22 protein-coding genes are annotated in these 26,358 nt (G+C 42.8%); 9 read left to right on the top strand and 13 right to left on the bottom strand.

Annotated elements, in window-relative coordinates:
• Window positions 1-20: 20 nt before the first annotated feature.
• Together B5D54_RS03935 and B5D54_RS03940 are read left to right on the top strand one after the other, a co-directional pair.
• Window positions 21-1,910: a DUF294 nucleotidyltransferase-like domain-containing protein gene (locus B5D54_RS03935; RefSeq protein WP_078925176.1), complete on the top strand. Its 1,890-nt coding sequence runs from the start codon at window positions 21-23 to the stop codon at window positions 1,908-1,910.
• 8 nt (window positions 1,911-1,918) lie between these two features.
• Entirely contained in the window at window positions 1,919-2,635 is a 717-nt protein-coding gene (locus tag B5D54_RS03940; protein WP_078925177.1) for a 3'-5' exonuclease, read from the top strand.
• A 59-nt stretch (window positions 2,636-2,694) separates the two neighbouring features.
• On the opposite strand, the gene B5D54_RS03945 is transcribed toward B5D54_RS03940, so the two are convergent.
• Entirely contained in the window at window positions 2,695-4,578 is a 1,884-nt protein-coding gene (locus B5D54_RS03945) for a methyl-accepting chemotaxis protein (protein ID WP_078925178.1), read from the bottom strand.
• Between the two features lie 216 nt (window positions 4,579-4,794).
• A complete protein-coding gene (locus B5D54_RS03950) occupies window positions 4,795-6,369 on the bottom strand; it encodes a BCCT family transporter (RefSeq protein ID WP_078925179.1) in 1,575 nt (524 codons plus the stop codon).
• Between the two features lie 388 nt (window positions 6,370-6,757).
• On the opposite strand from B5D54_RS03950, the gene B5D54_RS03955 reads away from it, so the two are divergent.
• Window positions 6,758-7,234: a MarR family winged helix-turn-helix transcriptional regulator gene (locus tag B5D54_RS03955; protein ID WP_078925180.1), complete on the top strand. Its 477-nt coding sequence runs from the start codon at window positions 6,758-6,760 to the stop codon at window positions 7,232-7,234.
• An 83-nt stretch (window positions 7,235-7,317) separates the two neighbouring features.
• Here B5D54_RS03955 and B5D54_RS03960 read toward each other — a convergent pair whose 3' ends face one another.
• Complete coding sequence (locus tag B5D54_RS03960; protein WP_078925181.1) at window positions 7,318-7,707, bottom strand: MarR family transcriptional regulator; 390 nt, start codon at window positions 7,705-7,707, stop codon at window positions 7,318-7,320.
• A 214-nt stretch (window positions 7,708-7,921) separates the two neighbouring features.
• On the opposite strand from B5D54_RS03960, the gene B5D54_RS03965 reads away from it, so the two are divergent.
• A complete protein-coding gene (locus tag B5D54_RS03965; protein WP_078925182.1) occupies window positions 7,922-8,587 on the top strand; it encodes a DUF2982 domain-containing protein in 666 nt (221 codons plus the stop codon).
• Window positions 8,588-8,600: 13 nt separating this feature from the next.
• On the opposite strand, the gene B5D54_RS03970 is transcribed toward B5D54_RS03965, so the two are convergent.
• From B5D54_RS03970 to gyrA, 6 genes are all read right to left on the bottom strand, one after another.
• A complete protein-coding gene (locus tag B5D54_RS03970; protein WP_078925183.1) occupies window positions 8,601-9,257 on the bottom strand; it encodes an MBL fold metallo-hydrolase in 657 nt (218 codons plus the stop codon).
• Between the two features lie 67 nt (window positions 9,258-9,324).
• Entirely contained in the window at window positions 9,325-9,876 is a 552-nt protein-coding gene (gene mepK, locus B5D54_RS03975) for a peptidoglycan L,D-endopeptidase MepK (RefSeq protein WP_078925184.1), read from the bottom strand.
• Window positions 9,877-10,040: 164 nt separating this feature from the next.
• Window positions 10,041-11,588, bottom strand: coding sequence for a L,D-transpeptidase family protein (locus B5D54_RS03980; protein WP_078925185.1), 1,548 nt, complete (start codon window positions 11,586-11,588; stop codon window positions 10,041-10,043).
• Window positions 11,589-11,711: 123 nt separating this feature from the next.
• The gene (gene ribA / locus B5D54_RS03985; protein ID WP_078925186.1) at window positions 11,712-12,308 is read right to left on the bottom strand and encodes a GTP cyclohydrolase II; all 597 of its coding nucleotides are present in this window, start codon (window positions 12,306-12,308) and stop codon (window positions 11,712-11,714) included.
• Window positions 12,309-12,539: 231 nt separating this feature from the next.
• On the bottom strand, window positions 12,540-12,719 hold the full coding sequence (locus tag B5D54_RS03990) for a hypothetical protein (protein WP_078925187.1): 180 nt from the start codon (window positions 12,717-12,719) through the stop codon (window positions 12,540-12,542).
• Window positions 12,720-13,165: 446 nt separating this feature from the next.
• On the bottom strand, window positions 13,166-15,862 hold the full coding sequence (gyrA, locus tag B5D54_RS03995) for a DNA topoisomerase (ATP-hydrolyzing) subunit A (protein ID WP_078925188.1): 2,697 nt from the start codon (window positions 15,860-15,862) through the stop codon (window positions 13,166-13,168).
• A gap of 354 nt (window positions 15,863-16,216) precedes the next feature.
• Between gyrA and ubiG the strand changes: the two genes are divergently transcribed.
• From ubiG to yfaE, 4 genes are all read left to right on the top strand, one after another.
• Window positions 16,217-16,927, top strand: coding sequence for a bifunctional 2-polyprenyl-6-hydroxyphenol methylase/3-demethylubiquinol 3-O-methyltransferase UbiG (gene ubiG, locus B5D54_RS04000; protein WP_078925189.1), 711 nt, complete (start codon window positions 16,217-16,219; stop codon window positions 16,925-16,927).
• 427 nt (window positions 16,928-17,354) lie between these two features.
• Window positions 17,355-19,637, top strand: a complete 2,283-nt coding sequence (gene nrdA / locus B5D54_RS04005) for a class 1a ribonucleoside-diphosphate reductase subunit alpha (RefSeq protein WP_078925190.1) — start codon at window positions 17,355-17,357, stop codon at window positions 19,635-19,637.
• A 118-nt stretch (window positions 19,638-19,755) separates the two neighbouring features.
• On the top strand, window positions 19,756-20,889 hold the full coding sequence (nrdB, locus tag B5D54_RS04010) for a class Ia ribonucleoside-diphosphate reductase subunit beta (protein WP_078925191.1): 1,134 nt from the start codon (window positions 19,756-19,758) through the stop codon (window positions 20,887-20,889).
• A complete protein-coding gene (yfaE, locus tag B5D54_RS04015) occupies window positions 20,889-21,167 on the top strand; it encodes a class I ribonucleotide reductase maintenance protein YfaE (protein WP_078925192.1) in 279 nt (92 codons plus the stop codon). Before nrdB ends, yfaE begins: the two co-directional genes overlap by 1 nt.
• A gap of 48 nt (window positions 21,168-21,215) precedes the next feature.
• Here yfaE and B5D54_RS04020 read toward each other — a convergent pair whose 3' ends face one another.
• On the bottom strand, window positions 21,216-21,470 hold the full coding sequence (locus B5D54_RS04020) for a 30S ribosomal protein S6 modification protein (RefSeq protein WP_078925193.1): 255 nt from the start codon (window positions 21,468-21,470) through the stop codon (window positions 21,216-21,218).
• A 226-nt stretch (window positions 21,471-21,696) separates the two neighbouring features.
• A complete protein-coding gene (locus B5D54_RS04025) occupies window positions 21,697-22,944 on the bottom strand; it encodes a CinA family nicotinamide mononucleotide deamidase-related protein (protein WP_078925194.1) in 1,248 nt (415 codons plus the stop codon).
• Between the two features lie 360 nt (window positions 22,945-23,304).
• Here B5D54_RS04025 and B5D54_RS04030 point away from each other — a divergent pair, with 360 nt between their 5' ends.
• Complete coding sequence (locus tag B5D54_RS04030) at window positions 23,305-23,814, top strand: glycine cleavage system transcriptional repressor (protein ID WP_078925195.1); 510 nt, start codon at window positions 23,305-23,307, stop codon at window positions 23,812-23,814.
• Window positions 23,815-23,864: 50 nt separating this feature from the next.
• Here B5D54_RS04030 and nspC read toward each other — a convergent pair whose 3' ends face one another.
• Both nspC and B5D54_RS04040 read right to left on the bottom strand, forming a co-directional pair.
• Window positions 23,865-25,001 (bottom strand): carboxynorspermidine decarboxylase, encoded by a 1,137-nt coding sequence (nspC, locus tag B5D54_RS04035; protein WP_078925196.1) that lies wholly within the window; start codon window positions 24,999-25,001, stop codon window positions 23,865-23,867.
• A gap of 108 nt (window positions 25,002-25,109) precedes the next feature.
• Window positions 25,110-26,354, bottom strand: coding sequence for a carboxynorspermidine synthase (locus B5D54_RS04040; protein WP_078925197.1), 1,245 nt, complete (start codon window positions 26,352-26,354; stop codon window positions 25,110-25,112).
• Window positions 26,355-26,358: the final 4 nt, after the last annotated feature.

Raw genomic sequence — 26,358 nt, forward strand, 5'->3', positions numbered from 1 at the left:
GAAAACACAGGAGCCATTTCATGGAAGCCGAACTATTAGAAATAAAAAACTTCCTCGCTCACTATCCTCCTTTCAATGAACTTCCTGACAATATTTTGGAAGATATCGCCCATCATGTAGAAATTGCTTACTTCCGACAAGATACTCCAATCATCCATGCGGGTGATCACATTCAAGATCTGTACATGATAAGAAGTGGAGTGGTTGAAATTTACCGGCGCAAGGGCGAACTGTATAACCGAATCACCGAAGGTGGTCTCTTTGGACAAATGGGGCTTTTGACCAATAATAAAGTCAGCTTTCCCGTTACAGCGATTGAAGACACGTTAATCTACTGCATTCCGGAAGTCGTCTTTCAAAAACTCTATGATGAATATGATACGTTTGCCGATTATGTTGAAGTTCAAGATAATGCACGATTACGCCAAGCCATTTCGAATACAGCTGAACAAAATGATTTAACTACCTCAAAAGTCAAGCGCTTACTCACCCGTGAAGCACCTTTTGTTTATAATGATGCCTCGATTCAAGATGCGGCGATCAAAATGTCCGAAGAAAATGTCTCATCATTATTGATCATTGACCCTAATATCATGCAAGACAATGATGACGACAGCAGCCCAGTAGTTGGAATCATTACTGACCGTGACTTATGCCGACGAGTAATAGCGACCGATCTCGATCATAGCCAACCCGTCACCGAAGTGATGACCAGTGAGGTAATCTCTCTCGATCACAACGCCTATGTTTATGAAGCCATGCTCACCATGCTTCGCTACAACGTACATCATCTTCCCGTACTAAAAGAAAACAACCCCATCGGTATCATAGAAATTACTGATATTGTTCGTTATGAATCGCAAAATTCTCTATTACTCGTCAGTAGTATCTTCCAACAAAACAGTGCAGATGATTTAGCACAGCTCTCTAAACAAGTGAAAGATGCTTTTGTCCGTTTAGTTAATGAAGATGCAAACTCCCATATGGTCGGCACTGCGATGTCAACCATTGGGCGTAGTTTTAAACAGCGTATTATTGAATTAGCAGAAGAAGAGTTTGGCCCTGCCCCCATCCCTTATTGCTTCTTAGCATTAGGGTCAATGGGGCGAGATGAGCAGCTGATCGTCACCGATCAAGACAATGCGATTATTTTAGATGACAGTTATGATGAAACCATCCATGGTGACTACTTTGCCAGACTGGCAACCTTTGTCTGTGATGCATTGGATAAGTGTGGTTATAGCTACTGCACTGGCGATATCATGGCAACCAACCCTATGTGGCGAATGACCCGCCAGCAGTGGGAAGCCTGTTTTGCTGACTGGATTGATAACCCAAACCCGAAAGCCCTGCTTAATGCTTCCATCTTTTTTGATTTAGATGGGGTCTATGGGCGTTTAAAATGGGCAGAACAGCTCAATGGCTTCATTGTGCGTCGAGCAAGACGCAACAACCGTTTTCTCGCTTGTTTGGCACGTAATGCCTTAAATCGTACACCACCACTAGGGTTCTTCAAAAATTTTGTGATGGAAAAAGATGGCCGTCATAACAACTCGATTAACTTAAAACGTCGTGGCACCGCCCCTTTGGCCGATTTAATCCGCGTTCATGCCCTCGCCGTCGGCTCTCGCTCAAAGAACTCGTTCGAGCGGTTAGATGATGTCATTGATGCTGGAATACTACCCAAAGGCCGAGGGCAAGATCTGCGTGATGCATTAGAATTTATTTCAATGGTCCGTATTCGCCACCAAGCCTTCGATGTGGAGAATGACATCCAGCCAGATAACAATATTGAGCCAGAACACCTTTCTGAATTTGAACGTCGAAATTTAAAAGATGCATTTCAAATATTGAGCAATGCCCAAAACTTTCTCAAATATCGTTACCAAGCCAGCAGTAATTTTAAGTAAGGGTGATCATGAAACGAATTTTTCAAGCGCCCAGTATCGACTGGCCTTATAAATATCGAGCCAAGCAAACCGTCGTTCAAACGCCGGTGTTGCAACATTTTTATCAAGCGGAGATTGCCAATGGGAACACTGAGCTTGGTGAAATGGAGTTCGTTGCGATGGACTTTGAAACGACGGGATTAAATGCCGATAAAGATGAAATCATCACCATTGGTTTAGTCCCCTTTACTCTGCAACGCATCTATCTCAATAGAGCGAAGCATTGGACCGTTCGACCTCGCCAGAAATTGGATGAAGAGTCCGTTATTATTCATGGCATTACTCACAGCGATATTATGGGAGCGCCGGATTTAACTGACATTATTGATGACCTACTTGAGCAATTACGAGGGAAAGTCGTGGTCGTGCATTTTCATAAAATTGAACGCGAATTTTTGGATCATGCCTTTCGACGACGGATTAACGAGGGGATCGAATTTCCCATCATTGATACCATGGAAATAGAAGCGCAAATACAGAAAAAAGTGACCGCCGGTCTTTGGAATAAGTTAAGAGGCAAAAAAGCCCAATCGCTACGTTTGGGCCAAACCCGACAGCGTTATGGCCTACCCGCTTATCATCCCCATCACGCTTTAACTGATGCGATTGCGACGGCTGAATTAATGCAGGCTCAAATTGCGCATCATTATACGCGCCAACACCCAGTGCGTTTATTCTGGTTATAAAAAAATCTGGTTATAAAAAAGAGGAGCCTTGGCTCCTCACCATTACCTTTCTCTGCGGTTTACAATTTAAACCGGCGAATCTCTTGATCGAGCTGATAAGAAAGCTGAGAGAGCTCAGCTGCTTGTGAAGCGGCTTCATGCGCCTCTTGGGCTAAATCATTAGAAGCATCACGGATCCCCACTGTATTACGCGTGATCTCCGATGTCACCGAAGCTTGCTCTTCTGCCGCAGACGCAATTTGAGTCGCCATATCACTAATGCTCTCAACCGCTTGATGGATCTGCATCAAGCTGGCTGCCGCAGAGTTCGCATCATCAACGCTGGTATCCGCCAAGCGACGACTATCATTCATAATACCCACCGCTTTGCTGGTCGTTCCTTGCAGCATCTCGATCATGCTTTGAATTTCTTGGGTTGAAGCATGTGTACGTTGACTTAACACGCGGACTTCATCTGCAACAACCGCAAACCCTCGACCTTGTTCTCCCGCTCGCGCCGCTTCAATCGCCGCATTTAGAGCCAATAAGTTGGTTTGCTCCGCGATACCTTGAATCGTTGAAAGAATGGTACTGATCTGGTTGCCATGCTCCTCCAATTCTTGAATAACATCCGTTGCAACCTGAACTTCTTGAGCTAAAGAGTGAATGGAATTCTGAGTTTGTGATACTTGCTTCGATCCGTGAGAGCAAGCATCAACAGCTTCTGATGAATTTTGTGCCGTACTTTCGGAATTATTCGCTATTTCTTGAGTCGCAGCAGCCATTTCGTTAATCGCCGTTGCCACCATATTAACTTCATCTTGCTGCATACGAATACGCGCACTGCGTTCTTCTGCATGAGCAGCCGTCATTTGAGACTGAGCCGATAAGGATTGAGAGATTTGGCTTAACTGGCTCACCATGTTGTGCATATTACCAACAAAAATATTAAAGTTTTTCGCTAATAGCCCAACTTCATCGTCACTACGAGGCTCTAAGCGTTGAGTTAAGTCCCCTTCGCCAGTCGCTATCTCTTCCAATGCTTTTGAAACGCGGACTAAATCACGGAATAAAAAGCTAACCAGCCAAGAAACAATCAAAACGACAATGATCGTGATAATCAGCGCTGTCACCAATAAGCCCGTCAGTAATTGGCTATGAGCCGCAAATTCCGTTTCTTTATCCATTTGCACCGCAAACACCCATGGGGTATTCGGTACTCTGGTAAAATAGAAGAAAGCTTCTTGTCCATTAAGATTCAACTCAAGTAACTGCTGACGATTTGCCGCCTGCTCAAGGACGGTCATGTTAAGCGCTTTATTGAGTGAAGCAACTGGCTTAAGTAATAATTTCTTATCGGGGTGAGCAAGAAAATTACCATCTTGCGTATCGATCAACATGGTATAAGCATTATCACCCGCATCCATACTCAATACATCATTAATGAGCTGATCAATTAAGACATCTGCCCCAACAATACCCGCAAATTGTCCATTATGGCGAACAGGTTCCGCTATCGTCACCAGTAGCGCATTAGTTATTGCATCTTGATATGCGGTAGTGATGATTTGTTTGCCCGCGGAAGAAGCATCTTTATACCATGGACGAGTCCGAGGATCATAGTCAGCGCGGTTTCGCTCAGGGTGAGAACGAAACATCTCTCCCTTGGGTGTTCCAAAGAAAATATCATCAAACCCACCCGCTTTACGCGCTTGCTGCAGGAATGGCACCACATCCGGCTCTGCACTGTAGTCATTAAATGCGCTGGAAATCTCTTTACGAATCGAGATCCAATCGGAGATCCCTTTTGTTGCAGTTGAAGAGATGGCTTCAGCACGCGCTACAATACCACGGCTGGTTTGTTGTTTTAGTTGATCAGCAGATAACCAAGTCAGAGCGGCGGCCATCACAAGAACGGCTGAAAGGCTTGAACCTATTAGCTTTTGTTTTAGAGTTAGTTTCATTGTCATTTATCGTCGAAAAAAGGAACATTGCGAACAAAATAGTAACGGCATTTAACCGGCTTTGCACGAATTATGTAAAAATGAATTCATCAAGCCAAGCTTTTGCTTTTAATCATATTTACGTCAAATTAATGACAACAAAAACGCCAAAAATCGTTTGAATTTTGACAATAAAAAAGCGGGTAAAACCCGCTTTTTCCATTTCGTCGACTAAAGCTATTTTTTCTGTTCAGTGCGCATTCCCATGATCAGGCTAACACACATCAATAAAAGAATCAGGGTAAATGGTAATGCAGTAGAAATGGCGCCTGCCTGCAGTGCCTGTACCGCTTCCGTTCCACCAATCCATAGTAAAGCGATTGCAATTGCCCCTTCCATAATAGCCCAGAATATACGCTGTAAAACCGGAGCATCCATTTTCCCCCCCGCAGTAATACTATCAATCACAAGCGAGCCTGAATCTGAGGACGTGATAAAAAAGACGAGAACCAGCACAACCGCAATCATGGAGAGTAATGTCCCCATTGGTAGCCCATCAAACATTTGGAACATAGCCAGAGAGACATCCGTTAAACCTTTATGTCCTAACTCGCCCACCCCATCAATGACTTGTTCAATCGCCAAACCACCAAATACCGACATCCAAATCACCGTTACCGCCGTTGGCACCAGTAATACCGCAGTAATAAATTCACGTACTGTTCGCCCTTTAGAAACACGAGCAATGAACATCCCAACAAAAGGTGACCAAGAAATCCACCAAGCCCAATAGAATACCGTCCAACCTTGAAACCACGCCTCATCGGCTCGACCATGAGGGTTACTCAGTGGAATGATGTTTTCAATATAGGCCATCAATGTTGTTGGAATCGAAGAAAAAGTGACGGCATAACCAATAATGGCGACTAAAATCAGTAATAAAAAAGCCACAATCATGTTGATGTTGGAAATGACTTTAACGCCACCATCAATCCCTCTAACAACCGATATTGTTGCCAGTAGCGTAACCCCAACAATCACCGCAATTTGCAACCCTATCCCCGCATCAAGGCCAAAAACATGGTGAATACCACTGGCTGCCTGCTGAGCACCTAATCCTAATGACGTCGCTAAGCCAAATAAGGTCGCTAATACAGCAAGAATATCAACAATATGACCAGGCCATCCCCAAGCTCTATCACCAAGGATTGGGTAAAAAATGGACCGTACAGATAATGGCAACCCTTTGTTATAACAGAAAAAAGCCAAAGAGAGTCCAACTACACCATAAATTGCCCAAGGATGAAGCCCCCAGTGATACATGGTTGCACCCAAAGCTAACTTAGCCGCTTCTGGTGTATTAGCTTCAACCCCAAGTGGCGTTTCATACCAGCCAGTAAAATAAGCGACCGGTTCTGCCACACTCCAAAACATGAGACCAATCCCCATCCCGGCAGCAAAAAGCATCGATAACCAAGAAATGAAAGAATGATCGGCCACCGCCTCTTCACCACCTAAACGGATTTTACCCAATGGAGAAATGATCAATCCTAAACAAAAAAGGACAAATAGATTACCAGACCAGATGAATAACCAGTCAAACGTGCCAATGATTTTCCATTTCATCCCATCAAGAACATTTTTAGCGCTATCCGCATCACTAAACAGTATTGCGACTAAAAAAAGGACAAGCAGGCCAGCCGTTGTACCAAACACTGGATTGTGGACATCAAACCCCCACTTCTGCACATTGTCTTGCCCGACAGTATAATCGGTACTATCAATACTGTATTTATCAACTCCTCGTGTCATTTTCCCTCTCTTTTATTGATTCTAAATAGAACTCAATAACCATGACAACGAAATAAATTCTCCAGTAAAACCGGGGCAATCCCGTCAAATATATTTCGTGCTCATAACTATAAAGTGTAATAACCGTGAAGCATGGTACACAAAAAGAGACAAAAATCTAGAAAAACAACCATAAAAAACAGAAAACAGACCAAAAACAAGAGATTTTGTATAAATAACCAACAACTCAAATATAAAATTACTTTGACAACAAAACATTAATACACTCTTTATTTCTTAAAACATTTCTATACATGGAGAGCAAAAAAGAAGGAGGTCAATACTTTCAAATTCATCACAACTAAGGTATGGTCCGAGCTAATTTATCCAGAGGTTGTAGGTAGGCATTGTGGAAAAATATGAAGAAGTGTTAGTGGCTATTCGTCAAATTATTCGAGCGATTGATTTACACTCAAAAAAATTGAGTAAAGATGCTGGATTAACGGGGCCACAATTGATTCTAATGCGCTCGATTGAAGTATTGGGAGAAGTCACTATCCGCCAGCTTTCAAAGCATACCAATATGAGCCAAGCGACGGCGACAACCATACTCGATCGCTTAGAACGCAATCACTATGTACAGCGAGTGCGAAGTCATACCGACAAACGCAAAGTCCATGCCCATTTAACAGAAGAAGGAAGAGCGCTACTGGCTAAAGCTCCCCAGCCACTTCAAGACAGTTTTGTCGATCAGTTCAGACAATTAGAGGATTGGGAACAAAGCCTACTACTTTCCTCCGTTCAGCGGTTATCTGCTATGATGAATGCAGAAAATATGGATGTGGCTCCTATGCTGGAAATAGGTAGTATTACCAAAACGGAGTAATACGACGTTCATTGCGCCCCCCCATGGTTTATAAAGAATGAAGCCCTGAATATTTCAGGGCTTCATTCTTTATTGGGCACAGATTACAGAACTCGGTAAATAACTTTATTACCCGCTAATGGCTCTTTTGCCACCAGATTTTCTTCCAACAATTTTTTCAACGCTCCGGCAGCCCAAGAAGCCGCTTTTGCTTCTTCTTGCCCTGCGGCTAAACCGATTGCTTTAGGGTTAATACCGTCTGCATTTGCAGCGACAATGTCGAATACTTGTTGTTGCTTTGGCGTTAATACGATTTCTGCGCGATTTGGAGCAGAAACCTTGGCGACATTTGATTGAATTGATACTTTCTTTTCAACAGCAGGTTTCGCCGCTACAGGCTTTGCCATTTTTGGTACATTAGCAATATGAGTAACCATCGCTTTGATCCGTTTTTGCAACTTAGCCTGTACTTTGCGCTTATGAGCAAGTCTCATCGGGTATCTCTCTCCATTTCACTGCATCGGGTGCAGTGGTGAAAATTTGAAGCGCGTTTTATAGCAAAATTTACAGACTATTTGTAGGGTATAAGGCCAACTTCATATTGAAAAGCCGACATTTCCCTAGCAAACGACTAAAATTTCATCATATCAAGAAGAAATAAAACATAAGGAATAACGCCCTTTTCCCAACTGCCACCGTGAGGTTTGTATGCCAACGCTACAACTATCCAATCATCCTTTTTATTCTGTAACTGAAATAAAACGCAGGCTGGGGCTGCCTTTCATCATTCTTATTGCACTCATTATTCTCTTCACTGATTGGCCATTCAACGCTCTACTATGCTCTTTTTTACTATTAATAGCAGGGGTTGGCTACGGAGTTTTATGCAAAAGTTGGGTCGGGTTTACCTTAACCGCCACCCACTTTCAACAACATTTTTATTATGGAGGCTGGGTGGTTAAGTGGAACAATATCAGAGATATCGGGGTTTGCAGCTATCAGCAAGAAGGGTGGCACCAGCCTCTACCTTGGATAGGTATCCAACTAAAAAGTTACTCGCCCTTTTTAGAAGCCATTTGCCCCCGAGTAGCAAGGGAAATGCTACTAAGCCAAAGAGCGCTCCTCTACTTAGGAGCAAAGCAGCAAGAAAAAACGATCATGTTTGAAGACATTGTTCTAGATTCTACCCCCTATAAGGATGAAAAGGGGCACCTCTATACCGGGTTAATGGCGATGCTTGCCAATCGAATGTGCTACCAGAGGGAATACTACGGCTTTGATATCTATATTGCGGAAGCCGATCTAGACCGTAATGCTAATGAATTTGTGGGGTTGGTTCGACGGTATCTCGCAGCCGCCGAACCCGAGCGATAGCCTTGTTAAGGGCTTAATATAAGGGCATTTCATCAGCCACAAATGGGTTGTTCGCTCGCTCGCGGCCGAATGTCGAGGTAGGACCATGCCCTGGAATAAACGTCACATCATCGCCCAGAGGCCATAATTTATTTTTGATAGAGTCAATTAAAGTGTTGAAATCCCCTTTGGGGAAATCAGTACGCCCCACACTGCCATTAAAGAGTACATCTCCAACAAAGGCCAATCGAGCTTGTTCACTAAACAAAACAATATGGCCTGGCGTATGCCCAGGAGTATGTAATACCGTTAATGTCTGATGTCCAAAGGTAATGGTGTTTCCTTCTTCTAGCCATTGAGAGGGCTCAAACGCTTCAGTCAATGGAAAACCAAACATTTGGCTTTGCCCAGCTAACCCTTGCAACCAAAAATTATCTGCCTTGTGCGGGCCGACAACCTCAATTCCTCCTAATAATTCAGCCAAGGGTTGAGTTCCTCCAACGTGATCCAGATGACCATGTGTCAACACTAAGTTAACCACCTGAACGCCTAACTCATCTATCAGCATTTTAAGCTGTTTTACATCACCACCAGGGTCAATCACAATACCTTGCATGGTTTCATCACACCAAACAATGGAGCAATTCTGCGCAAAAGCGGTTACAGGAACAATCTGATATTTAAGGGACATGGGGAAACCTGTTCAGTAACGATAAAATATGGCAAGGACTATGACATTCTCACTGTCATTTGACAAGTCAGGCCCCTCGCCACTGGCGAATCGCTCCCGTATCAATATGGATGAAGTTACTCTTGGGATAGTAACCTACGCCACCTGCTTTTAATTTCAGTGCAGCATCATGTACCGTACTGAGTTTGACGCCTTCTAAACGAAAATCAATGGCTTGCCCAAGCATATGTAAGCTTTTTGTTGCTACCCCACCACCATTATTGCTGCGTAGCATCTCATTGGTCGCGGGTGAACGATAACCAGAAATAATCTCAACTCTTGCTTCTGTTCCAAGCAAGGTCTGAATACGAGAAAGTTGATCGAAGAGCGCTTTATCCATTGGATGAACTTCATTACGACGAAAATCTCGACAAAGATGATTTAACCGCTGTAGTTCAGATCGCACATATCGATGGCCGTTAAAATAGCAAGATTCTAAGCTTTCACCGGTATGCAAATTATTGAGGGTTAATACTCTAGGCTCTTGAGGCAAAGAGGCATGAACAAGTGAAGGTAAGGTAGCAGCCGAAGCTATGCCCAAACCAGTCAATTGAAGAAAATGACGACGAGATAAATGCAAAACAATACCTTCACGACTTATTTGTGGTGGAATGAAGGCGAAAAATAGCGAACTCCAAGGCTAACATCAAATATTACATAACGATAATTTGAAGGATTTCTGTCTTAATCAGGCTTACTTATTGACAATAAAGAAATTATTTTTCTGTCATTTTTTAGTCAACCTTATTGAGAAATAACACGATCAAGATGATAGATATCATCACGAAAATGTATCTGACCACGATCATACCATGTTGTTTGATAGATAATCTGTACCGGAATACGCTGCCTTAACGCGATAGCATGATTAACATCACTGCTCTGTGGTGCATATTTTTCATTATCGAGCCCCTGCTTTTTCAGCAAAGTACTGGCAAATAGATCCGCATTTTCGACACGAATACATCCAGAGCTAAATGCACGGGAATGATAATTAAACAAATGTTTACTTGGCGTATCATGTAAAAAAATTGCTCGACGATTAGGAGTATTAAATTTGTATAACCCTAATGCATTTCGGTATCCAGCTTGTTGACGAAGGCGATAAGGGAAAGATTCAGGTTGCACATTCTCCCAATCAATTAAAGCCGGATCCATCGCTTGTGTCGCTCCCCAATTGGGTAATATCTCAATATGCTGTCGGGCTAAATATTGCCTGTCCCTTTTTGCTATTGGCAAAATATCTTCGACCATAATTTTATAAGGTACATTCCAAGTTGGATTAACAATTAACGAATCTAACCGAGTTGTCATGACTGGTGTTGGGCGAGTAACACGCCCAACGACAACTTTTGATTGAAATACCGCCTCCCCTGCATGCCAGTATTTAAGCTCAAAGTTGGGTACGTTAACCACTATCGCGGTGCTTGAAGTCGGCCATAAACGCATACGTTCAGCATTTAAGGCAATCAGCCCTAACCGTGCATTCACTGATAAATTCAACCATTTGAGCGTATTGGGTCCAATAATCCCATCTGGAGCTAGGCCATGCAATGTCTGAAACTGTTTTACCGGTTCAACCAAAGAATTATCATACCAAGAGACATCATTACGTATTGTGGTGATATCGATATTCACTAAAGCCAAACGTTGAATCAGTGTTTGCCTATCCTCCAACTTATCCCCCACTTTTTTTAGGCCACGTTGTTGATAAAGAATGAATGGCGTTTGACTCAATGGACGTAAAAAGCGATAAGCATAAATTAACTGCTGATAAGCGGGATCTTGTGGAGTATAGCGATAAATTAAGTGGTCAAGAGTCTTCGATCCAATGGCCACATGCAGGGCAAAAAGTGCACTTTCACTCGGAAGTGGTAAAATATGCTCTAATTTGTGACCATTGAAAAACCACCCCATCCCCTCTTTAGTCGCCAGCTCTGCATAACTTAAATACATCAGCAAGGTATCGGTTGCGAGTAAATCATACTCAAACCAAGCTTCCTGTTGCCGCGTCTCACTCAGCTGCTTTAGCCGTTGAGTAAAGAGTGGGCTGATTTTGGCCCAGTGAATCAGATCCAACTGCTCTTCAAACTGCATACGGCTAAGCATATCCGTCCATATCAGTTGATCATTATTACGGTGGTAGATCTGCTCTAATTGTTCGGGATAATAAAACGAGAATGAGTACGCTTCATCACGGGTTAGCCACTCCAGTTTTGTAAAATACGGAGTCGCAGCAAGGGGAAGGCTGAATAAAATAAAAAAACCAGCAACTAAGAAACGATATTTCATCACAGCTCGGCCTTACAGAATTAGCGTTGAGCTAAGTATGGCAAAAGAACGGCATTTAACCAAACTGTTCAGAGGTCTCGGTACACATAAAAAAACCTCATCGAAATGAGGTTTCCATTGCCTTTACAGTTTCAAACTATGCTTACCATGAGCAACTTTCGCTTGCAGGTATTTTTCATTACCGTGCTTAATATGTGCCGCAGTATTCACAACTTCAACAATCTCGATACCCTGTTCTTTTAACTCTCGAATCTTTTTAGGGTTATTCGTCACCAAACGGATTTTTGTCACTCCCAAGGCTTTGAGCATTTGGGCAGCTTCAGTAAAATCACGGAGATCATCACTAAAACCAAGGTGGTTATTGGCTTGGTATGTGTCCATTCCTTGGCTTTGCAACCGGTACGCATCAATTTTGTTATACAATCCAATCCCACGCCCTTCCTGACGCAAATAGAGAATAATGCCGCCATGCTCTCCCATTTTATTAATGGTTTCTTCTAACTGCTCACCACAGTCACATCGAGAAGAATGAAAGACATCACCGGTTAGGCACTCAGAGTGCATTCTCACTAAGGGAACCGACTGAGTTTTATCTGCGGACTGGAAGATAACCGCTACATGCTCTTTCTCTGTTTTTAGCCCTTGGAATGAAAGTATTTCCGCATCAATGTTACTTTTCAAACCCACTTTTAAATCAACTCTGGCTCTTACTTCCGCCATATCTGCACTCACTTGAATTTTTCTGGTTGCATGCTGGAATGGTATGCATCTTTTTACGCTATTGTGACTTTACTATGGGGACAGCTTGCCCCATTTTCAACGAAAAGTTCACAATTTCAATATTTGTTATATTATAACAATTTCAAAAAACGGCAACAAAAAACCCAGTCTTACTTACACATAAGCTGGGTCTCTTTACTAGTAAGCCTTGTACGTAGTTTCACACTACGCTTAATGGCTCTGTGATTTCTTCCATACCGTCAATTCAACCCAGATTTGCTCTAGTTGTTTTAGCTCTTCTGCCGTTAATAACGACAAGGTTGTTTTTTCTTGAGATAAGGGGTATGACTGAAAGGCACTTATCTGCGCATAAAAATCTTTTTTTAATTGCGTAATGGCTGCGTAGTCCACTGGATACCCCTATCGAAATAGCTTGGTGATTATTCATACGAATTAAATACTATCACTTTATTCTCGTAACTGACAATTATATTTTTATTTTGGAATAGTTATCACAATAACATAAGCGCAAGTAATAATTAACGATAAATAATGAAATCGATCATTTCACTTCATTATTAGATCAAACATAAAATGATCAGCCTATATTCATTATTTTTAGCGATAGATATAGAGAAAATATATAAATAATGATCTTACCTATTATCGATAGTCGCCCATTTCCTTTCACTAACAATAACACCTATCTTTAAGGTTTCTTCAGATGATCACTGGCTTAATTGAGTTCAACGCTAATATGTGACATTTGATCTCCTCGCTTGTTGCCGATCTATAGAATAAAAAAAACCGAGCTTATTATCCGCTCGGCTTTTTATGATTCATCGCGTAAATACTATTTACTCTTCTGAATCTGTCTCGCTAGCATTAGCAGCTGGATCTTTTGCATCAACGACAGTGTCTTCTGCCTCTTCTATTGGAGGTAAATCGGCTTCATCCACTTCTTCAATGCGCTGTAAGCCAACCACTTTTTCATCTTCGGAAGTGCGAATCAAAGTAACGCCTTGCGTGTTACGACCCACTTGACTAACTTCAGCAACTCGAGTACGAACCAAAGTACCAGCGTTGGTGATCATCATAAATTCATCGCCTTCTTCAGCTTGAACTGCACCAACAACACTACCATTACGCTCAGACACTTTGATAGAAACAACGCCTTGAGTACCACGACCTTTGGTCGGATATTCAGACAAGCTGGTGCGCTTACCGTAACCATTTTCGGTCACGGTGAGGACATCACCTTCCGTCTTCGGCACGATCAATGAAACCACTTGATCGCCATCAGCCAACTTCATACCACGGACACCCGAGGCAGTGCGTCCCATAGGACGGACACCTTTGAACTTAATTTCTGGCTGACCGTTTTCATCAAGTACAGGTTGACCATTCTCATCAAATACCGCGATTTCTTCCGCTTCTTTAAAGCGGACCACTTTACCAAATTTTGAGAACAGCATGATTTCATTATTACCATCGGTGATATCAACCCCAATTAATGAGTCATCATCACGCAGATTGACGGCAATCAAACCATTAGCCCGAACATTAGCAAACTGGTCTAGGGACGTTTTCTTCACCGTACCGTCGCCCGTAGCCATAAAGATAAATTTATCATCACTAAACTCGGTAACCGGAAGAATAGCTGTAATGCGCTCTTCGGCTTCCAATGGCAATAGGTTGACAATAGGTTTACCACGTGCGGTGCGACTTGCTAGCGGTAATTGATACACTTTCAGGCGATATGTTTTACCACGAGTCGAGAAGCACAAGATATTATCATGCGTATTCGCAACCAAAAGACGCTCAATGTAGTCTTCGTCTTTCATCCGAGTCGCACTCTTACCTTTACCGCCTCGGCGTTGCGCTTCGTAATCACTGAGTAATTGATACTTCACATAACCTTCGTGAGAAAGCGTCACCACCACATCTTCACGAGCGATCAGTTCTTCCATATCAATATCATGCGTTGCCGCAGTGATTTCAGTACGGCGAGCATCACCAAAGTTCGCTTTTGCCATTTCCAATTCTTCACGAATCACTTCCATTAAGCGTTCGGTATCAGAAAGAATACGAATCAACTCTGCGATTTCATCCAACAACGCTTTATATTCATCGAGGATTTTCTCGTGCTCTAATCCGGTTAAACGGTGTAGGCGTAGATCTAGAATCGCCTGAGCTTGCTGCTCAGTTAAGAAATACTGACCATCACGGATACCGTATTGAGGCTCAAGCCATTCAGGACGAGCGGCATCAGTTCCTGCGCGTTCTAACATGGCAGCGACATGACCTAATTCCCAGCCTCTTGAAATCAAACCGACTTTTGCTTCAGCCGGTGTCGGCGCTTTACGAATTAAATCAATGATGTCATCGATATTAGCCAGTGCTAGTGCTAGACCTTCAAGAATATGTGCACGTTCACGTGCTTTACGCAATTCAAAGATAGTCCGGCGAGTCACCACTTCACGACGGTGGTTAACAAAACATTTCAACATCTCTTTTAGGTTGAAAAGTTTTGGCTGACCATTATCCAGTGCCACCATGTTAATACCAAAGGTGGTTTGCAGTTGAGTGTTGGCGTACAGGTTATTCAGTACCACTTCACCCACCGCATCGCGGCGACATTCAATCACAATGCGCATTCCGTCTTTATCAGACTCATCACGCAGCGCACTAATACCTTCGACTTTTTTCTCTTTGACTAAATCGGCAATCTTTTCAATCAAACGAGCTTTATTCACTTGATACGGAATTTCCGTGACAATAATGGTTTCTTTACCATGTTTATCGGCTTCAATTTCCGCTTTTGAACGCATGTAAACTTTACCGCGCCCAGTTTTGTAAGCATCAATGATCCCTTTACGACCGCTGATTAGTGCTGCCGTTGGGAAATCAGGCCCTGGAATATACTCCATAAGCTCATCAATCGTGATGTCTTCATTATTGATATAGGCCAAACATCCATCGATAACTTCCGTCAGGTTGTGCGGAGGGATATTCGTGGCCATACCAACCGCAATCCCTGACGAACCATTAACTAATAAGTTAGGAATTTTGGTGGGTAAAACCGCAGGAATTTGCTCTGTGCCATCATAGTTAGGCACAAAATCCACGGTTTCTTTATCTAAATCGGCAAGAAGCTCATGGGCCATTTTTGCCATACGAACTTCGGTATAACGCATCGCCGCCGCTGAGTCACCATCAATAGAACCAAAGTTACCTTGGCCATCAACTAACATATAGCGGAGTGAGAATGGCTGTGCCATCCGAACAATTGTATCGTAAACCGCACTATCACCATGTGGGTGATATTTACCGATTACGTCCCCTACCACACGGGCAGATTTTTTATATGGTTTATTCCAATCATTACCCAGTACATTCATCGCAAATAAAACGCGACGGTGAACTGGCTTTAGGCCATCACGCACATCGGGAAGAGCACGACCCACGATAACTGACATCGCGTAGTCTAAGTATGAACCTCGAAGCTCATCTTCGATGTTTACGGGCGTGATCTCTTTAGCTAGATCGCTCATAGAGCCATTATCCCTCTACAGTTTGATCGGTATATCCAGATCACATTGAATGCTGTTCTAAAAACAGAACCAAACATTACCGATGTGTCACCCGGATAATATTGATACTTATAAGGTTGGAAAATATAACACAAGTTCACCGGGTTCGGCATCACTTTCCCTGCCCTTTTATCAGGTTGTGAGCTTTGTTGGGTACCAAATGCTGAGAAATCACACACTCATCCCATATCCGACTGATAACTGGTCGGTTTTTGTTCAACATTTAACGAATCATCGATAACGGGTGGTATGAATCACGAACCTGGTTATAATGCCAGCTTAATTTCTGGATGCATAACACAGGCAATGATAAGCATGACTCAAGCACAAAATGTCGATCCAAACGAAATCAAAAAATTTGAAGAGATGGCTTCACGTTGGTGGGATTTGCACGGCGAATTTAAACCCTTACACCAAATCAACCCATTACGGCTTCATTATGTTTTGGAAAAGGCCAATGGCCTGTTTGGCAAAACCGTGCTTGATGTGGGATGCGGCGGTGGGATTTTAGCAGAAAGTATGGCTAAAGAAGGTGCGATAGTCACTGGATTAGATATGGGTAAGGAACCGCTTGAAGTGGCGCGCTTACACGCTTTAGAAACAGGAACGTCACTCACTTATCTCCAAAGTACGATTGAAGATCATGCCCAACAATATCCCCAACATTATGATGTCGTCACCTGCATGGAAATGCTGGAACATGTGCCCGATCCTCTTTCGGTTGTGCGTTCCTGTGCTCAGCTCGTCAAACCCGATGGACACGTCTTCTTTTCAACGCTTAACCGCAACCTCCAGTCTTACTTATTTGCGATTGTGGGTGCTGAACAGTTACTCAAAATTGTCCCTCGTGGCACTCATGATCATGCGAAATTCATTCGTCCCTCAGAACTGCTTAAAATGGTGGATCAAACACCATTACAAGAGCAAGGGATAACTGGCCTACTCTATAATCCGCTGACCGATACATATCGATTGGGTAAACATGTGGGTGTCAATTATATCGTTCATACTCAATACCTAAAATAACCCGATGAAGTTCTCGTAGAAAAGAGTGAAGATAAAATCAAAACAAGAGGTTCAGATGGTCAAAGTCTAAGCCTCTTGCAGCAAGTCAATTTATCCAAAAAGATCAAGTTATTTTTTTTTGATCTGGTGAGTATAAAACCAATATCCAAACCTCTATTTTTTACCTTTAACTCTGCTCTTTGATTGTCGGTAAGCAGCTACTAACTGAAATTTTTCTTACCCAACTTATCCACAAACTATGCAGAAACTGTAACTTGCATTCCCCCCCCGATAGCACTATCTTGTAATCCGAATGCTGATACGCCCCTATATATAGTGTTTACTCGCACGATAGGTAGGGCAAGTCCAACCACAAAGCCAACGTTAAATTTACAAAAACCACACCAAAACACGGCTTTTATCAGTTTTGTTAGGGAAATAAAGCAGAATGAACCAACAACTTACTGTCACCAAACGTGATGGCCGCAAAGAAACTATCGATCTCGATAAAATCCACCGCGTAATCGCATGGGCCGCTGAAGGTCTAGACAACGTCTCTGTATCACAAGTTGAACTGCGTGCTCATATCCAATTTTATGATGGGATCACGACCTCAGATATTCATGAGACGATCATTAAATCGGCAGCCGATCTTATTTCAGAAGAGACCCCAGATTATCAATACCTAGCCGCACGCCTCGCTGTTTTTCACTTACGTAAAAAGGCCTATGGTCAATACGAGCCGCCAACACTCTTTGAACATGTCTCGGTAATGGTAGAAAAAGGCAAATACGACAAACACTTATTGGAAGATTATAGCCAAGAAGAATTTGCGTTGATGGACGAGTTTATCGACCACCGTCGTGATTTGAATTTTTCGTATGCTGCCGTTAAACAGCTCGAAGGAAAATACTTCGTGCAAAACCGGGTGACAGGTCAAATCTATGAGAGCGCTCAGTTTTTATACATTTTAGTCGCCGCTTGCTTGTTTGCGAAATATCCAAGAGCCACTCGCCTAGATTATGTCCAGCGTTTTTACGATGCCACCTCAACGTTTAAAATTTCACTACCAACCCCAATCATGGCAGGAGTTCGGACTCCAACGCGCCAGTTCAGTTCGTGTGTATTGATTGAATGTGGCGATAGCTTAGATTCTATCAATGCAACCGCAAGCTCTGTGGTTCGCTATGTTTCTCAGCGTGCAGGCATTGGCATCAATGCTGGCCGTATTCGTGCCCTTGGTTCTGAAATTCGTGGTGGAGAAGCCTTCCACACTGGCTGTATCCCTTTTTATAAATACTTCCAAACGGCTGTAAAATGCTGCTCACAAGGTGGCGTACGTGGTGGTGCGGCCACGGTATTCTATCCACTCTGGCATGGTGAAGCAGAATCACTGTTGGTACTAAAAAATAACCGTGGTGTGGAAGAAAACCGTGTTCGCCATATGGATTACGGTGTTCAGCTGAATAAATTGATGTACAAACGTTTAGTTGAAGGCGGCAATATTACACTGTTCTCTCCTTCCGACGTTCCGGGCCTATACGATGCTTTCTTTGAAGATCAAGATGAATTTGAGCGTTTATATGTCCAGTATGAAAATGATCCTTCCATTAAAAAACGCAGCGTAAAAGCGATTGAGATCTTCTCTCTTTTAATGCAAGAACGCGCGTCTACGGGGCGTATTTACATTCAAAATGTTGATCATTGTAATACTCACAGCCCATTTGATGCGAGCGTTGCTCCAGTACGCCAATCAAACCTATGCTTAGAAATTGCGTTGCCAACTAAACCGTTGACGAATGTAGAGGACGATAGTGGCGAAATCGCGCTCTGTACTCTTTCTGCATTTAACTTAGGTGCCATTAATGCGTTGGATGATTTCCAAGAACTGGCAGAGTTAGTGGTACGAGCACTGGATGCACTGCTTGATTATCAAGATTACCCACTTCCAGCCGCACGTAAGTCAACCATGAACCGCCGAACTCTAGGGATTGGGGTCATTAATTACGCTTATTACTTAGCAAAAAATGGCGTTAAATATTCAGATGGTAGTGCTAATGCCCTGACTCACCGGACATTTGAAGCGATGCAGTATTATCTCCTCAAAGCATCGGTAAACCTTGCTAAAGAGCAAGGAAGATGTCCGGCATTTGATGAAACTAACTACGCAAAAGGCTTACTCCCTATCGATACCTATAAGAAAGATATTGATCTTATTTGTAGTGAAGCTCTGCATTATGATTGGGATGCTCTGCGTAGTGAGATTATGGAATTTGGTTTGCGTAACTCAACACTGACAGCGCTTATGCCTTCAGAAACCTCCTCTCAGATTTCGAATGCGACCAACGGTATAGAGCCGCCTCGTGGCTATGTATCCGTCAAAGCCTCTAAAGATGGCATTCTTAAACAGGTAGTGCCTGAGTTTACCAAACTCAAAGAGAATTATGAGTTATTGTGGAATATTGGCTCTAATGATGGCTATCTACACTTAGTGGGTATCATGCAAAAATTTGTTGACCAAGCCATTTCTGCTAACACCAACTATGACCCGAGCCAATATGACTCTGGCAAAGTCCCTATGAAGAAGTTACTACAAGACTTACTCACCGCGTACAAGTTTGGGGTAAAAACGCTTTACTACCACAACACTCGTGATGGCGCGAAAGATGATCAAAAAGATGCTGTTCAGCCACAAGATGACGATTGTGCTGGCGGCGGATGTAAGATCTAACTTTGCCGTTTACTCACCCATAATAGAGCATCATGTGCCCTATTATGGGAATAAAACGTTACTCACTGATGATTTGTATGCCGCTTGATTAAGCAAGTGGCGAAACGGATGAAACACTATGGCTTACAGTACTTTTACCCAGAAAAAAAATAACCAACTTAAAGAACCTATGTTTCTTGGCCAATCGGTTAATGTGGCTCGCTACGATCAACAAAAATATGAAATTTTCGAGAAACTCATTGAAAAACAACTGAGTTTCTTCTGGCGTCCTGAGGAAGTGGATGTCTCTAGCGATCGAATTGATTATGGTAAGTTGCCTGAACATGAAAAGCATATTTTCATTTCTAACCTAAAATACCAAACACTTTTGGATTCGATTCAAGGCCGTAGCCCAAACGTTGCTCTGTTGCCTTTAGTTTCACTGCCTGAACTGGAAACGTGGATTGAGACGTGGTCATTTTCTGAAACGATCCACTCTCGTTCTTACACTCATATTATTCGAAATATCGTCAATGATCCTGCTGTCGTCTTTGATGATATTGTTGAAAATGAACATATCCTTAAACGCGCAAAAGACATTGCCCACTATTATGATGACTTAATCCAATACACCAACGATTACCACCGTTTGGGAGAAGGTACTCATCAAATCAATGGCAACACTATCGATGTGAATCTCATCGAGTTAAAGAAAAAACTTTACCTATGCCTCATGTCAGTCAATGCGCTTGAAGCCATTCGTTTCTACGTCAGCTTTGCGTGTTCCTTTGCTTTTGCTGAGCGTGAGTTGATGGAAGGGAATGCCAAAATTATCAAGCTGATCGCTCGTGACGAAGCTCTCCATCTCACGGGGACTCAGCACATGATCAATTTACTGCGTAATGGTATTGATGATTTTTCATTCTTACAAATTGCAGAAGAGTGTAAACAGCAATGCTTTGATCTCTTTAAAGAAGCCGCTGAACAAGAAAAGGAATGGGCCGCTTATCTCTTTAAAGATGGTTCAATGATCGGGCTAAACCGCGATATTCTCTGCCAATACGTAGAATACATTACCAATATTCGTATGCAGGCGGTTGGCTTAGAGGCTGCCTATCCTAATGCAACCACGAACCCGATTCCTTGGATCAACGCTTGGTTGTCATCGGATAATGTACAAGTGGCTCCACAGGAAGCCGAGATTAGCTCCTATTTAGTGGGTCAAATTGATAATGAAGTAAAAGCCGATGATTTTGAGGGCTTTGAACTGTAATGGCCAGCCTTAAGATCAACAAAGTATTGACCATTGAATCCAACGCCTCCAACACTTTACTTGAAAGTATGGAGCATGCAGGGTTACAACCCGAATACAATTGTCGAGACGGCCACTGTGGGGCTTGTCGTTGCACTTTGATTTCTGGTGAAGTGGAATATGTTGGTTTTGCTATGGCTTATACGCTTGGTAATGAAATTTTACCTTGTATCTGTAAAGCAAAAAGCGCGCTTGAATTGGCGGACGTGAAGTACTTTCCCAAAGCCAAACGTGCTTAATCGCTTTACTCGCAAGCCCTACTCTCAAGCCCTACTCTCAAGCCAGAGCTACACTCTGGCTTGTTTTTTACCAAACAGCAAACTATCTGCCGTGCTCACTGATACGGATTTATTCGCCACTTCTCGCCCATCATCATCAAACAACGATAACTGATAGCCATAACCTACCTTTACGGGCTCTTCTGATGGAGCATGACGCCAAAGTGAAGTCATGTCTTGAGAATGGTGGACGAATGCTTCACCTAATATCACCTTCTGACTGGCAATTTTATACCACACAATAATTTTTGATTGATGGACCATCATAGCCTCCTGCCGAAATGATTCAAACCGACGTTGATGAATAAACAAGGTTAAGTTTATAAACAAATAAGCACGGTCGTATGAATCAATTCTGACGGTTTAGCAACACTCTCAATGAATCAGGCAGTTACCATTTAGACTGATTATGCATAGAGATAACACAATATAATAAAGCTCAGTAATAAGCTTATCTTTCATTATGTTAGGAGGTTAAATCTCCGAGTCTTTATGATGAAACTTTCAATGCATAAGCAGGCAAATGCATATCTTTTACAACACTCGCTGAACCATAATGGGTAAATACGCTTTTACCCGAAAGATAGCGACGCAACATATCACCCGCAATGGTGCTAATCAGCTCTTTTTGCTCAGACAGTGAATACGATCGGGTAAAGGTCAATTGTTGCCCCCATTCACCTTGCGGCGTAGATAGCGCAATACAAAAGGTATCCTGATGCAAAGGCCCAGTGACAAGAGCAAGATCCGTTGAACATTTCTCTTTCGTGGCTCCCGCTAGGGCAAAAATAGCCGCAAGAGGGTCTTTCTCCCCTAGCCCTGCCTCAACTTGATGGCTGAGTATCCAGCTGTGTCCACTGAGTTGTTCTATCTGCCTATTGCTCAGTAACCACTGTGACAACCAACCTTTGGTTGCTTGTTCAGCAATGGATAAAGAGAGTCCTTTGTCAGCCATTAAATGCCCGAGATGATCGAGCATAGGCTCATCGATACTGACGACATAAGTTTCAATCAGAGAGTGGAGGATCTGCATGAGCTTAACACGTTTGGACAAATCTTGACGGGGGCCAAATAACTTAATCTCAATAAAAGGCAAATAAGAGCGATAACCCAGCCAATACCCTTCGGGCAACTGAAGTTTCGCCAGACGATCCGATAAACCCGATTCAGAGCTACCCAATGTATACAATTTGCTGCATTCAAGCCCAATCTGTTGAGGAAAGTTCTGCTTTAAATCTGGAAGAATTTGCTCACTGACCATTCGCTTAAACTCTTTTGGCACACCGGGAGTAAAATAGAACCAACAATCGTTGATCTGCATTTTAAACCCACACGCGGTACCGATGGGGTTATCTAAGATCGTTGATTTTTCCGGCAACATCGCCTGCTTCAGATTACTTTCTGGCATCGTTTTTTGCCGACGAGCAAAAAAAGCTTCTAGCTTAGTCAACCATTCCGAAAAGAGAACCAAAGATTGCTCTGCCGCTTGTGCCGCAGCCGCAGCACTAAGATCATCACTCGTTGGACCTAAACCGCCATTTACAATCACAACATCATTATTGAAACTGAGCATCAGTAACTCTTCTGTCAATACAGTTTGACTATCACCAACCGTCGACCGCTTACAGAGACTAAATCCATTTTCGAAAAATAGACGGGAAAGCCAAGCCGCATTAGTATCAAGGATATCACCGTGTAATACCTCTTCTCCTGTACTTAGCATTGCTATTTTGAGCATAATTGAGCCTTATCCTATTGGTGGAGAGTGAAGAAGCCTAACTCTCTCTACTTTTTCGCTATTCAGTATACCTAAATATTCGTCGAACCCGCGATGATTACTCAAAAAACATCGCTATGACTTAAGCCATATTTAGGATTAAGTACTCTAGTATGATGAATATATTCGATTTAACTTGGGCTTAAGTCAGCCTGTAGTCTTTTTATCGACAAAAGGCGTCATCTCTTTTGTGCGTAAGGTAAAATTATCGCATCTTTATCATAACGCCTATTGCAAAAATTGACTCATATCAATCTTTATTAGAAATAAACCCCTACACTCATAGTAGGAAATCGATTAGGTAATGTTCTGGAGGCCGTTATGAATTGTACCTTTATTGTAAACTTTGTGGGCACAGCGACTGCTGCTACCATTAAACAGCTTGCCGCCATTACCCATGAAAACGATGGAAAGTGGCTGATTAGTAAAGTCAATTTTATTGATAACCAAGTCGCTGCCGTTATCAAAGTTGAAATGCCACTGGATAAAGCTTCTATTGTTAAAGAAGCATTTCAATCACACCCGGATCTTCTCGTCAAGATCGTTGATTGCGAAGCGAATATCAATAAGGAAGAGTCTATTTATCAAGTTCGCTTAGATGCGAATGACCGCTTTGGTATCGTCAACGAAATCACCCATTTGTTAGATGGACAAGGCATCGGTATTCTAGATATGGATTGTCAACGAGTCTTTCTAGCGGGGGGAGGCGTAAGTTCAAACCTCTTTACCGCAACAATGGCGATTCGTTTACCCGCTGAGATTAATATTGAGGATGTGGCTAAAGAGCTAGAAGCTCTTAGTGAAGATACTCGAGTCGTCATTGAGTCGTAAGTATCATTGAGAAAATTGAAAAGAGGGAGGTTTACCTCCCTCTTTTCATATTAACGATGCACCGACCACTGCGATAATGAGCGTTTAAAATCTTGATAACCAAATTCGTTCAGCTTCTCAATTTTTCCGTCTCTGCGCTCACAATAGACTGATGGCATCTTCAAACCATTAAACCAATTGAGTTTAACCATTGTATATCCTGCACTGTCCATGATATGCAATTTCTGACCAATTTTAAGCGGTTCATCAAACGTCGCTACGCAGAATTGGTCGCCCGCTAAACAAGAACATGAACCAATGACATATTCGTACTCACCATTCTCACAAGCTTCCAGTACCGATGCAGGTTCTTTGTAGATCAACGTATCCAAACGGTGCGCTTCGGTTGCTGAATCAACAATAGCGGTTTTCATGCCATTCTCAACGATATCCACAACAGTCACCACAAGATCGGTCGTTTTCGTGATCACGGCTTCACCGGGTTCCAGATAAAGCTGAACGCCATGCTTTTCCGCAAATCCTTTTAATGCTAAACCCAGTTTTTCAACATCGTAACCCGGCCAAGTAAAGAACACACCACCACCAAGGCTTACCCAATCTAGCTTGTTTAAGTACTCGCCAAAACGTTCTGAAATGGAATCCAGCAAACGGATAAACGCATCCACATCTTTGTTCTCACAATTCATGTGGAACATCACGCCATTGAGGGTCTCAAATACGGCTGGATCAAGGTGATCGGCTTGTACACCTAGGCGAGAAAACTGACGCGCAGGGTCGGCCAGATCTTGTCCTGCATAGCTTACACCGGGGTTAAGGCGTAAGCCTAAAGAAGCCTTCCCCTCCACCAAATGGCGATAAGCGGAAAGCTGAGACTGAGAGTTAAAGATCATTTTATCGCAGATATCCGCAACGTCTCTTACGTCTTCTTCACTGTATCCCACACTATATGCATGGGTTTCACCACCAAAAGTTTCATACCCCAGTTTGACTTCAAAAGGGCCTGAGCTTGTAGTTCCATCCAAATAGGGTTTTATCAAGTCAAAGACCCCCCATGTTGAAAAGCACTTCAGCGCCAACACCAACTTCACCCCTGAAATCTCTTTAAGTTGTTTGGCAATTTGTAAGTTAGCGATCAATTTACTTTCATCGATCATAAAGTAAGGGGTTTTTAATTCGCTCTTCTGCATTTCATCTGCTCCAGGTGTCGTATAGAACCACACCTTATGAATCTTTAAATGGAAAAAACAGCCATCACTTTCCATGACGGCTGTTTTTAGTACGACTCAAAAGTAAATTTACTTAAGAATATTAATCACAGGTTGACCTGGTTCGAGTTCCAATACATCCCAATCGAGCCCAATAGTCGGCATGGTTTCCAGAAATGGATCTGGGTTCAACTGCTCAACATTAAAGACCCCTGCCTCTGCCCACTCACCACGGAAAAACTGAAGGGCTGCAGTAATCGCTGGCACCCCGGTAGTGTAAGCAATAGCTTGGTGCTCTACATCGTGATAAGCCACTTCGTGATCGGCATTATTGTAGATAAAGACACTACGTGGTTTGCCATCTTTCAGACCTTGAACCCAAGTACCGATACAGGTTAAACCGGTATAACCGGGGGCTAATGAGGTTGGATCTGGCAGCAGTGCTTTCAATACATGCAAGGGTTGAACAACTGTTCCATCTTGCAATGTCAGAGGTTCGGGGCTTAACAGACCGATATCACGCATGCAGTTAAAGTAATTCAGGTAACGGTCACCAAAGCCCATCCAGAATTCAATGCGTTTAGCTGGAATGAACTCTTTTAATGAACGAACTTCATCATGTGCCATAGAGTATACTTTGAATGGGCCACATTTAGGGAAATCAAATTCCATCATACGAGTATGACAAGGTACCTGTTTCCACTCTCCCTCTTCCCAAAAGAAAGAGTCCCCCTGAATTTCCAACATATTCGTTTCTGGATCAAAGTTCGTAGCGAACTTCTTACCGTGATCACCCGCATTAATATCCATCACATCGATGGTATCTATCTCATCAAAGAGATGCTTAGCGGCATAAGCGGCAAACACACTCACGACGCCAGGATCAAACCCTGCGCCAAGAATTGCGGTGATCCCCGCTTCTTTAAATTTCTCACGGAAAGCCCATTGGGGATCGTACGCTTCCGGAACTTGCTGCCCTTCAGAGCATAAATCAACGGCAACCGATGTATCTAAGTAGGATACTTTTGCTCGGTAACAAGCCTCCATAATCGGTACGTTAACCCAAGGAGGGCCAGCATTGATCACCAGATCAGGCTGAACCGCTTCAATTAACGCGACCAATGCGTCAACATCGTCAGCATCCACTGAACGAGCTTCTAGTTTCTTAGTTGAATCTTTTAAATTGTGTTTACCTTTAATCGATTCAATGATTTTCTCACACTTCTCAATAGAACGAGAAGCAATGGTAATATCACCCAGCACGTCGTTGTTCTGCGCTGCTTTATGTGCAACGACCCAACCAACACCGCCCGCCCCAATCTGTAGAATTGACATAGTC

Source organism: Vibrio cincinnatiensis DSM 19608 (assembly GCF_900167345.1).
In the GTDB taxonomy this organism is placed as follows: domain Bacteria; phylum Pseudomonadota; class Gammaproteobacteria; order Enterobacterales; family Vibrionaceae; genus Vibrio; species Vibrio cincinnatiensis.